Consider the following 9,624-nt stretch of genomic DNA (forward strand, 5'->3'; position numbering starts at 1 on the left):
GTCCAGTACCGCTCCAACCTGCCCGAAACGATCGTTCGGGCAGGTTGGAGCGGTACTGGACACGGGACACTAACCCGGTTCGCGGGCGGGGCGCACCGGCAGAATTACCCGCACCGGCATAAAGAGATCGTCAAGAATAAAGAGATCGTCAAACCGAATCCGCGTCGGCGAAGCCAAGTCAGCGATTCGGCATCAGCGATTCGGCGTCAGATTCCGCGTCAGCGATTCCGCGTCGCCTGTTCCACGATCGCGTCCAGGCTCGCCGAGTGCGCGCCGCGCCAGTACGCCCGACCGCAGGACTCGCATTCGGCGAAGGTGTCGTAGTTCTCCACGGTCCCGTTTTCCAGCCGGTCCCGCATCTCTTCCTTCGTCACCGGCCGCAGCACGCCGTTGCAGGCGGTGCAGCGGGTCCACGGCGCCAGCTCCGGTTGGAAGCGCTCGATGATCTCGTCGAGCTGGACGGCGGGTTCGTGGCTGTAGACGTAGGCGCCGGCGAAGAGCTCGCGGCGGTGCAGCAGGCCCCGGTCCCGGGACAGCATCACCCGCTTCTCCCGCGCCGACCGGGCGGCCAGCGCGGCGTCGCCGATGTCAGGGGTCTCATACGCGGCGTCGATGCCGAGCACCCGGAGCCGGCGCGCGAGGGTGCCGAGGTGGATGTCGAGCAGGAAGCGCAGCGGGCCGCCGACCCGCTGCGGGAAGGCGAGCCTGCGGACTTCGATGTGCTCGCCGGAGACCGGGACGTGCCCGGCGCGCGCGGGGCGGCCGTCCACCAGCAGTTCGCCGACCTCGACCAGCGGCACCCCGAGGGCTTCGACGACGTGGCCCAGGCTCGAGGTGGCGTCGGTCCCGACCGCCGCGTCCGGCCGCCGGTTCGGCGCCGCGACGAAGATGTGCAGCGCGGGGTCGACGGTGATGGTGATGTCCGCTCCGGCCATGGGCCCAGCATGCCAGCGCGCTTGATCGCCGGGCCACCCGTTTGCGCCGCACCGGATGCGCACCACCGACGTCGGCCCCAGCCTGGACCGGGGGACGAGCCGGGAGGACGGCATGAGCGAGCACACCTACCGCGTCACCGAGATCGTCGGCACCTCGCACGACAGCGTCGACGCCGCGATCCGCAACGGCATCAAGCGGGCCGGCGCCACGCTGCACAAGCTGGACTGGTTCGAGGTCACCCAGGTCCGCGGCCACCTGAAGGACGGCGAGATCGCGCACTACCAGGTCGGGCTGAAGGTCGGGTTCCAGATAGACGAGGCGGACTGAGCGCGGCCCCGGTGCGGGGCGGACACACCATACCTTCGATATATGCACAATTCGCTATATAATGATGCCAAGGCATCCCCGCACCACGGAGGGACCCGCGCATGGCCACCTTGATGGAACACCATCCAGTCGCCGACCACACGCACGTCCACGGCGAGGGCTGCGGCCACGTCGCCGTGCCGCACGAAGACCACGTCGACTACGCCCACGACGGCCACCTGCACCGGGTGCACCAGGGCCACACCGACGCGTGCGAGACCGCGAGCCACATCCAGCACCCGAACCACACGCACCAGCACGGCCCGGAGTGCGGCCACGTCGGCGTCCCGCACGAGGACCACGTGGACTACCTCCACGACGGCCACCGGCACGCCGCCCACGACGGGCACTGGGACGACCACTGAGCCGCCGCCCCGGCCGCTCGCCCGCTCGGTTCCGTCCATGACGACAGCTCAGCAGACCGCCGAACACCCGCTCGCGGAGCTGCGCGCCGCCGGCGAACTGCTCAAGGCGCTCGCGTCCCCGGTGCGGCTGGGGATCGTGCGGGAACTGTCGTCGGGCGGGAAGCGCGTGCACGAACTGGTGGCCGCACTCGGCGTGAGCCAGCCGCTGGTGTCGCAGCATCTGCGGGTGCTGCGCGGCTTCCGGATCGTGACCGCCGAGCGGCGGGCCCGGGAGATGGAGTACGTCCTGGCCGACGAGCACGTGGCGCACATCGTGCTGGACGCGATCCGGCACGTGGAGGAACACCGGGCCCGCGTGGAAGAACGCTGAGCTCCGGTTAAAGAACGCTGAGCCGCCGTAAAAGAACACTGAGCCGCCGCCCCACATCCCTTCGTGGGGCAGCGGCCGGTCGCACGCGGTCAGCTGTTCTGCCAGAGGAATTCCATCAGTTCACTGAGATTCGCGGTCGCCAGCGCGACGACCGAATCCCCGGCCCCGTAGTAGAGCTTCAGCTCGTCGCTCTCCGGGTCGTGCACCATTCCGGTCGGGAACACGACGTTCGGCACGTCGCCGCGCGTCTCGTAGTCCGTGGCGGGCCCCATCACCCAAGCCGGGGAGCGGCGCAGGACCCGAGCGGGGTTGTCCAGGTCGAACAGCACCAGCCCGGCGCGGTAGATCGGGCCGGCCGGCATCTGTTTGACCCCGTGGTAGATCGCCAGCCAGCCGTGCTCGGTCTCGATCGGGGCCGGGCCCAGACCGATGCGCGCGGCGTCCCACCACGGACCCTCGCGGCTGGCCATCACCGGCTCCGGCGCGCTCCAGTGCGTCAGGTCGGCCGAGCGGGACAGCCAGATGTTGCCGCGGTTGCCGTAGCGGGAGCTGACCGGGCGGTGGTAGAGGATGAATTCGCCGTTGACGCGGCGCGGCAGCAGCGCCGCGTCCTTGTCGTCGGGCGGCATGACCGCGCCCAGCTTCTCCACCGACTCGAAGTCCTCGGTGGTGGCCAGGGCGACACAGGGTCCCGACGGGCCGTAGGCGGTGTACGCGATCACGTACCGCTCCAGCTCCTCGACCCATGTGACGCGGCAGTCCTCCACACCCCACATCGAGGTGTGGTCGCCCGGGTCCTCGGCGATCAGTGGTTTGGCCTCCACCCGCCAGCCGTGCACCCCGTCGGGTGAGCGCGCGACCGTCAGGTGGGAGATCCCGCGCGGGTCCTCGACCCGGCACAGGAGAACGGTCTCGGCATTGTGTATCGCCGCACCGGGGTTGAACACCGTGTTCACACGATAGGGCCAGTCCTCCGCGGTGAGGATCGGGTTGGCCGGGTCACGGTGGAACAGATCCTGCATGGCGTCGTCTTTGGTCGGCAAAGCCGTTTCCCCCTGTTTTCTGGAGAGGCGTTGTCCATCATTGCACCAAGCCCGCCCGAGTCAGTCCCAGGCGCGCCTGGTAATAGGCCAGCGTCGACTCCGCCCCCTGGTCCGGGTTCACGTCCGCGACCCGCAACCCGTCCCGGCACCCGCCGGAACCGGCGTCGTACAACGGCAGTCCAAGCCGGTTGTTTCCCAGGAACCACGCGAAAGAACGTCGCGCGCCGCTGGCGTACCGGTCGTCCGCCGTCACGCGCCACGCCTGGGCGCACGCCTCGGCCGCCGCCGCGGCGTCCAGCGGCTGCTCATCGCCCTCGTAGTCGGGGCGCGGAGATCCCTTGCGCCGCCACAGATTCCCGACGAGTCGCAAACGGTCTTGTGAGGAGTCCACCGCCGGGCCGAGCCCCACCTGCTCCAGGTACCAGTCCAGCGCCTTCAGCCCCCTGCCGGCCATCGCCGCGTCCCCGATCCGCGCACCGCCGGCCACCAGGGCCTGCGCCAGGCGCGCGTTGTCGTAGGAGAGCTGGTCCTCGAACCAGGGCCATTCCTCGGTCGCCGTGTTCCGCCAGGCCGCGTCCAGCCGTTCCAGGCACCTGTGGAATTCCGGCGTCGGTTCCGGAATCCGCACCAGCCCGAGCAGCGCGTAGGCCGTGCTCCGCAGGTCGGTCAGGTTCCGCACGGCCGGTAGCGCGTCCATCAACTGGTCGGTGGCCAGCTCCCGGAACTTGTCCGGCACCGCCGGGGCGGAGGCGACCTCACCGAGCGCCCAGACCAGCCGCCCGACGTGGTCCCCGGAATGCGGCTCGTCCAGCCAGCGGCCGTCGATCGTGCGCATGTTCCGGGCCGCCTGAGCGGTCGGATCGTAGGCCTGCCGCAGGAATTCCAGGCTGGTGTCCAGCCACGTGTGCGGAGCCGCACCGCGCAACGCCTGCGGCTGCTCCGCGCACAGCCCGGCCGCCACGATCGCCAGCCGCGCCACGTCATCGACGCAGTGCCCTGATGCCGGGTCCGGCCGCGCCCCCTGTCCGAACTGCATGATCCCGCCGGCGTCGGTGAGCCGGTTCAGCTGCTTGAGCTGCAACCGCGGCGGCTGCACCGGCTCCCCGGCCGAAGCCGGGACCGGGGAGCGCCGGCGCTGGGCGGCACAGGCCCGGACGATCTCGGCGAACCGCTGCGCCACGGCGTCCCAGCGCAGCCCGGCCCCGCGCCGGCGCGCCGCCTGCCGGGCGCCGGCCAGTCGGGCGTCATCGCCGAGCAGCGCGTTCAGCGCCCCGGCGAAGGCCTCGGCGTCCTCCGGCGGGACGGTGATACCGGCACCGTCGCCGAGCATGTCCTTCGCGTAGTGATACGCCGTGGACACCACGGGCCGGCCGGCGGCGATGGCGAACGTCAACGCCCCGGAGGAGATCTGCTCGCGGGAGCGGTACGGCGTCAGGAAGATCTCGGTCTGCGCCAGGATCGCGGCGATCTCGGTCTCGGTCAGGAAGCTGTCCAGGAAGGCCACCCGGTCCGCGACCCCGGCCTGCTTGGCGGCCAGCATCAGGCTGTCGCGGTAGTCCTCGCCGCTCTGCCGGACGATCTCAGGGTGCGTCGATCCGGCGATCAGATACGCGGCGTCCGGGTGCTCCTCGGCGATCCGGCCGAGGGCCTCGATCGCCGTCTCCAGGCCTTTGCCGGGGGAGATCAGCCCGAACGTGGACAGCAGCCGCCGGCCGGCCAGTGCGGCCAGGGTCCGCCGGACCTCCGGGCTGATCTCGCCGGAGGTGTCGTTGTCGGCGACCGGGGCCGGCGCGCCGTGCGGCAGGTGGACGATCCGGTCCGGCGGTGCGATCCCGGTGCTGATGGCCAGCGTGCGCGCCGTCTCGGTGAAGACGGTGACCGCGGCGGCGTCCCGGCACAGCCGGTGCAGCGTTCCGGCCTGGGTCCAGCTCGGCTCGGACAAGACGGTGTGCAACGTCACCAGATACGGCACGCCGCGCCGGGTCAGCTCGGTGGCGAACCCGGTTATCCAGGCGCCGTCGTCGCCGCCGAAGATCCCGTATTCGTGCTCGATGACGACCACCTCGACGCCGGAGGCGGCCAGCCGCGCCGCGGCCCGGCGGTAGTCGGGGTGGGAGTCCTGGCCGATGACGGTGGACACCTCGGCCGGGTAGTCCAGGCCGTCCCGGTCCAGGGCGCAGATCTCGACGGCCAGATCGGGCGCGGCCTCGGCCAGCGCGGTGGTCAGATCCTGCGAGAACGTCGCGATGCCGCAGCGGCGCGGCGTGTAGGTCGAGACGAGCGCCAGACGGGTCTCCAAAGCCGGATAAGTCCCAGGCATGCCTTTTTGAACCTTCCTGTCCAGGTGCACGGAGGGTGACGCTAGTCGCCGGCGGGGCGCGGAGGTATCGGTCGGATCACTGTGTATGGGGACAGAGACGATTGAACAGCCGCCAGCATCGCATCGGGGTGTTTCGTGACGGAAACAACATTCTGCGATTCCGAGGCATTCCGACGTCGTGGGTGTCCGTGAGCTGAGACACAAACCCGTTGGATCCGGACGTCACGGATGCAACCAGGCCAGCCTGTCCTTGCCGCGCGGGGTGAGGACGACGCTGCGCGGGACGGTTCCGCGGGCGATATAGCAGAGCTCGAAGAGCCGGTCGGTGACCGCGGTGCCGAGCGGCCCGGCCAGGTGATGGGCCTGCTCGGTCCAGTCGACGCAGTAACGCAGTGACACATCGTCGCGGAGCAGCGAGCGGTCCACGCCCCACTCGGCGAGGGCTTCGTCACCGGCGTCCGTGAGCCGGTACAGGTCCTTGTGGCCCGGCGCCGACAATCGGTCGACCGGGTCGTCGCGCCGATGGGTGCCGTCGCCGCCGACGACCCACGCGCGCTCCAGCATCCCGCCGAAAAGCTTCACGCCGAGTTCACCGGCCAGATGCCGGTAACAGGTGCGGGCCGTGCGCAGGGCCGCCGCCCTGGTGTGGGCGCGTAGCGAGGTGACCGGCGTCCGGGGCGCGAGCCGGGCCAGCGCTTCCAGGACGCCTTCGACGTCGCCGTTCGCCAGCCGGTAGTAGCGGTACCGCCCCTGCTGTTGTGCGGTCACCAGCCCGTGGCCGAGCAGGATCGCCAGATGGTTGCTCACCGTCGAGGCCGCCACCCCCGCTTCCTCGGCCAGCCGCCCCGCCGGAAGCGCGCGTCCGTCGGCGAGCGCCATGAGCACCCGGACCCTTCGCGGGTCCGCGAACGCCGTCGCGACCTGCGCGATCTCGGGATCTCCGCCGGCGGCCTGAGGCATGTCCCGATCGTACGCGGGAATCGTTTCGACGCTCGCTGAAGTGTCCCGGGCCGAGGATCGAGGCATGGGAGATCGAGGCACGCCAGAGCGCGGCACGCGAGATCGCGGCGTAGGACCAGAACGCGTGAGCCGGGCGCTGACCTTGGGCCTGTGCGGCGGGTACTTCCTGGTGTTGTTGGACGTCACCATCGTGAACACGGCGCTCCCGCAGATCGGCGCCGGTCTGCACGCCGGCGCCTCGGGCCTGGCCTGGGTGGTCGACGCCTACACGGTGCCCCTCGCCGCGCTGCTGCTGGCCTGCGGCGCCATCGGCGACCTGCTCGGCCACCGGCGGGTGGTGGTCGCCGGCTTCGCGGGCTTCGGCGCGGCATCGGTGGTGTGCGCGGTGGCGCCGGGCCTGGGATTCCTGGTCGCGGGGCGAGCGGCGCAGGGGGTCTGTGCGGCACTGATGCTGCCGGGGACGCTGGCGCTGGTGGCGGACAGCGCGCCGAGCCAGACGGCGCGGGCCCGCGCGGTCGGACTGTGGGCGGCGGTCGGCGGGGCGGCGCTGCCGGCGGGGCCGTTGCTGGGCGGGCTGTTGGTGGAGACGGGGCAGTGGCGCGCGGTGTTCTGGGTCAACGTGCCGGTGATCGTGGCGGCGCTGGTACTCGTGGTGCGGGCGCCGGTGCGAGCCGCGCGAATCGCCAGGGCCGGCGCGGCGACCGGCTCGATGGCTGGTTCGCCTTCGGGTTCGGGTTCGGGCTCAGGTTCGGGCTCGGCGCGGGCAGCAGCTTTCGGACCGGGCCCGAGTGCGCCTTCCGTGACAAGTCCTTCGGCGGCGCGCTCGGCGGCAAGTCCTTCTGCGGCGCGCGAGGTGCCCTGGTTCGGAGCAACCGCCCTGGTGGTGATGCTGGCGTGCGCTGTGACCGCCGTGGTCCAGGTGCGCGATGAGCCGGCCCTGAGCGCGATCATGCTCGCGGTGACCATCATCGCCGCCGTGGCCTTCCATTCCCTGGAACGCCGAGCCGCGCGCCCCCTCCTGCGGGTCGCGGCCTCAGCCCGCCGACCGCTGGCCGCGGCATGTTCCGTCGCGGGCCTCATGAACTTCTGCGTCCTGGGCTCCCTGTTCCTGATGACCCAGGTCCTCCAGGACATCGACCATCTCAGCCCCCTGCGAGCCGGCGTCACCCTCCTGCCCGGAATGCTCCCCCTGCCGCTGCTCGGCACCACCGCCGGCCGCCTCACCACCGGCTACGGCCCCTGGCGGGTCGCCACGCTCGGCCTGTTCGCGGCCGCGCTCGGCTTCGCCGGTATCGCCGCCGCCGTGAACGGTCCCGACCTGCTCCTGCTGCTTCCGTCGCTCGCGGTCTGGGGCACCGGGCTCAGCATCCTGACACCGGCCGTCGTCGCCGCCGCGCTGCGCACACTGCCCGCCGCGCCCGGCATCGCCTCCGGCGCCAGCAACACCGCGCGCCAGACCGGTGCCGCGCTCGGCGTCGCGGTGTTCAGCGCGCTGGCCGGTGACGCGGGCGGGGCGGGATTCCTCCGCCGCGCGGCGTGGCTGCTCGCCGCCAGCGCGATCGCGTTCGCGGTGGCCGGTGTCCTGGCGCACCGCGGCGGCTGCGCGCACAAAAGCGTGGTCCCGGCACGGCCGAAGCCGAACCGGGACCTCGCTTCGTCGGGGAGGCCCTCTCTCCCCGAAGCCTTATCGCAGGGTGCTCACTCGATCGGGAACGACCACGACGGGTCGGCCTGAACCGGCGGCGGCGAGGTCACCTGGTTGTAGTGTCCGGTGGCGATCTCCCCGAAGTTCGCCATGGCCGGCGAGGACGGGTCGAAGTAGTAGTCGTGCGCGGCGACCAGTCCGGAGGGGCCCACGCCGCCGTTGAAGACGTGCGCGCCGAAGGCCGGGGTTACCGGGTCGGTGTCGTGGAAGCCCTCGGCCCAGACGATCGGGTCGTTGTCGTCGCGGGTGGCCCACACATGCGAGGTGCCGCCGGGCACGTTCATCGCCGCGGCGTTGTCCACGTTGATGCCCGGGCTCGCGGCCAGCACCACGTCATCGGCGTGCAGGCCGCCGGGCGCCTGGGTGGCCTCGCCGACCACCGTGGTTCCGTAGCTGTGGCCGATCACCGTGGTGTGCAGCGGGTCGCTCGGGTCGTGGGTGGCGTAAAGGCCCTGCTGGAAGTTGTCCAGGACCGGCCCGCCGGCCTGCGCCGGTCCGGAGAACAACGCGGCCGGGACCGAGGAGGGGGCGTTGTAGTTCATCCAGGCCACCGCCGAGGTGGACTGCGTCGGGTCGGCGTTGTGCGCGGAGTTCACGATGGTGTCGGCGGCGGTGGTGTACTGGTCGACGTGCCCGGCCGACAGGTCGGTGCTCACCCCCGGCACCACGGTCACCACGTTGCCGGCGGTGTCCGGGTCGCCGCTGGCGACGATCGCGTGCCCGATGCCGTTGGTGTCGACGCCCAGCAGGTACTTCTGCGTCGCGCCGGTCCCGCCGTTGTCGAGCACCTTCTGCAGCTCGTTCATCCCGTCGAGCTTGCCCTGCAGCGCGTCGATCTGCTTCTGCTGATCCATGGCGGCGTAGCCCTCGGGATCGTAGGGCGAGGTCGGCGTGTTCTTCAGATCCGTGATCTGCTGCTGGGTCTGGGTCTGCAGGTTCGACAGCACCGACCGGTTGGCGGCGTCGCGCACGTCGGCCGGCACGCCGTCCATGGCGCCGATCTGGGTGGCGTCGCTGCTCAGCAGATTCGCCTGCTGATCCCCGCTGAGCCCGTTCCACCACTTGTTGACGTCCGCCGGACTGGTCCCGGCGGCCGGCGTCGCGGGCAGCGACCCGCCGATCCCCAGCGCGCCGAAGCTGTCCGAGACCATCGTGTCCAACGACGCGTAGTCGCTGGCGCAGCACTGCAACGCCCCGTTCAGCGTCCCGAACAACCCCATGCCCGAGGTCAGGGAGCTGAGCAGGTTGTCGTGCAGCTCCCCGTTGACCGAACCCACCAACGAGCCGATCTGGCCGAACGCCTCACTGCCCAACATCAGCGACCCGAGCTCGCTCAGCGCGTCTTTCCCCGTGCCGAACAGGCTCTCCAGGTCCGTCGTGACCGTGCCGAAGAGCGGCAGGTCGATATTGAAAGCGCCTGTGTCGGCCACTGCGTCTCCTCGCGCGATTCCGGTGGTGTCCGGGACAGCATGACGGCTGCGGCGGCATGGTCACGAGGGCAGAAGTACCCACTGGGACGCGTTCGGGGTTCGGGTTTTTTCGGGGGGTGGGGTTTGTGG

Annotated in this window: 9 protein-coding genes; 4 read left to right on the forward strand and 5 right to left on the reverse strand. The window is 71.1% G+C overall.

The window, feature by feature from the left end:
• Positions 1–218: 218 nt before the first annotated feature.
• Positions 219–935, reverse strand: a complete 717-nt coding sequence (locus tag KGQ19_RS44985; RefSeq protein ID WP_212021141.1) for a Mut7-C RNAse domain-containing protein — start codon at positions 933–935, stop codon at positions 219–221.
• A 112-nt stretch (positions 936–1,047) separates the two neighbouring features.
• On the opposite strand from KGQ19_RS44985, the gene KGQ19_RS44990 reads away from it, so the two are divergent.
• The 3 genes from KGQ19_RS44990 (at position 1,048) to KGQ19_RS45000 (ending at position 2,037) form a co-directional block, all read left to right on the forward strand.
• Entirely contained in the window at positions 1,048–1,263 is a 216-nt protein-coding gene (locus KGQ19_RS44990; protein ID WP_212021151.1) for a dodecin, read from the forward strand.
• Positions 1,264–1,364: 101 nt separating this feature from the next.
• Positions 1,365–1,667, forward strand: coding sequence for a hypothetical protein (locus tag KGQ19_RS44995; protein WP_212021143.1), 303 nt, complete (start codon positions 1,365–1,367; stop codon positions 1,665–1,667).
• A gap of 37 nt (positions 1,668–1,704) precedes the next feature.
• On the forward strand, positions 1,705–2,037 hold the full coding sequence (locus KGQ19_RS45000) for an ArsR/SmtB family transcription factor (protein WP_212021145.1): 333 nt from the start codon (positions 1,705–1,707) through the stop codon (positions 2,035–2,037).
• Between the two features lie 89 nt (positions 2,038–2,126).
• On the opposite strand, the gene KGQ19_RS45005 is transcribed toward KGQ19_RS45000, so the two are convergent.
• The 3 genes from KGQ19_RS45005 to KGQ19_RS45015 form a co-directional block, all read right to left on the reverse strand.
• On the reverse strand, positions 2,127–3,080 hold the full coding sequence (locus KGQ19_RS45005; protein WP_212021146.1) for a glycoside hydrolase family 130 protein: 954 nt from the start codon (positions 3,078–3,080) through the stop codon (positions 2,127–2,129).
• A gap of 37 nt (positions 3,081–3,117) precedes the next feature.
• Positions 3,118–5,400 (reverse strand): glycosyltransferase, encoded by a 2,283-nt coding sequence (locus KGQ19_RS45010; RefSeq protein ID WP_212021147.1) that lies wholly within the window; start codon positions 5,398–5,400, stop codon positions 3,118–3,120.
• Positions 5,401–5,622: 222 nt separating this feature from the next.
• Complete coding sequence (locus KGQ19_RS45015; protein WP_212021148.1) at positions 5,623–6,360, reverse strand: ArsR/SmtB family transcription factor; 738 nt, start codon at positions 6,358–6,360, stop codon at positions 5,623–5,625.
• Positions 6,361–6,484: 124 nt separating this feature from the next.
• Between KGQ19_RS45015 and KGQ19_RS45020 the strand changes: the two genes are divergently transcribed.
• On the forward strand, positions 6,485–8,095 hold the full coding sequence (locus KGQ19_RS45020) for an MFS transporter (protein WP_307856705.1): 1,611 nt from the start codon (positions 6,485–6,487) through the stop codon (positions 8,093–8,095).
• Here the strand turns inward: KGQ19_RS45020 and KGQ19_RS52390 are convergent.
• Complete coding sequence (locus tag KGQ19_RS52390; RefSeq protein WP_212021150.1) at positions 8,059–9,495, reverse strand: alpha/beta hydrolase; 1,437 nt, start codon at positions 9,493–9,495, stop codon at positions 8,059–8,061. The genes KGQ19_RS45020 and KGQ19_RS52390 overlap by 37 nt on opposite strands.
• Between the last annotated feature and the right edge of the window lie 129 nt (positions 9,496–9,624).

The sequence above is a fragment of the Catenulispora pinistramenti genome (assembly GCF_018274385.1).
In the GTDB taxonomy this organism is placed as follows: Bacteria; Actinomycetota; Actinomycetes; order Streptomycetales; family Catenulisporaceae; genus Catenulispora; species Catenulispora pinistramenti.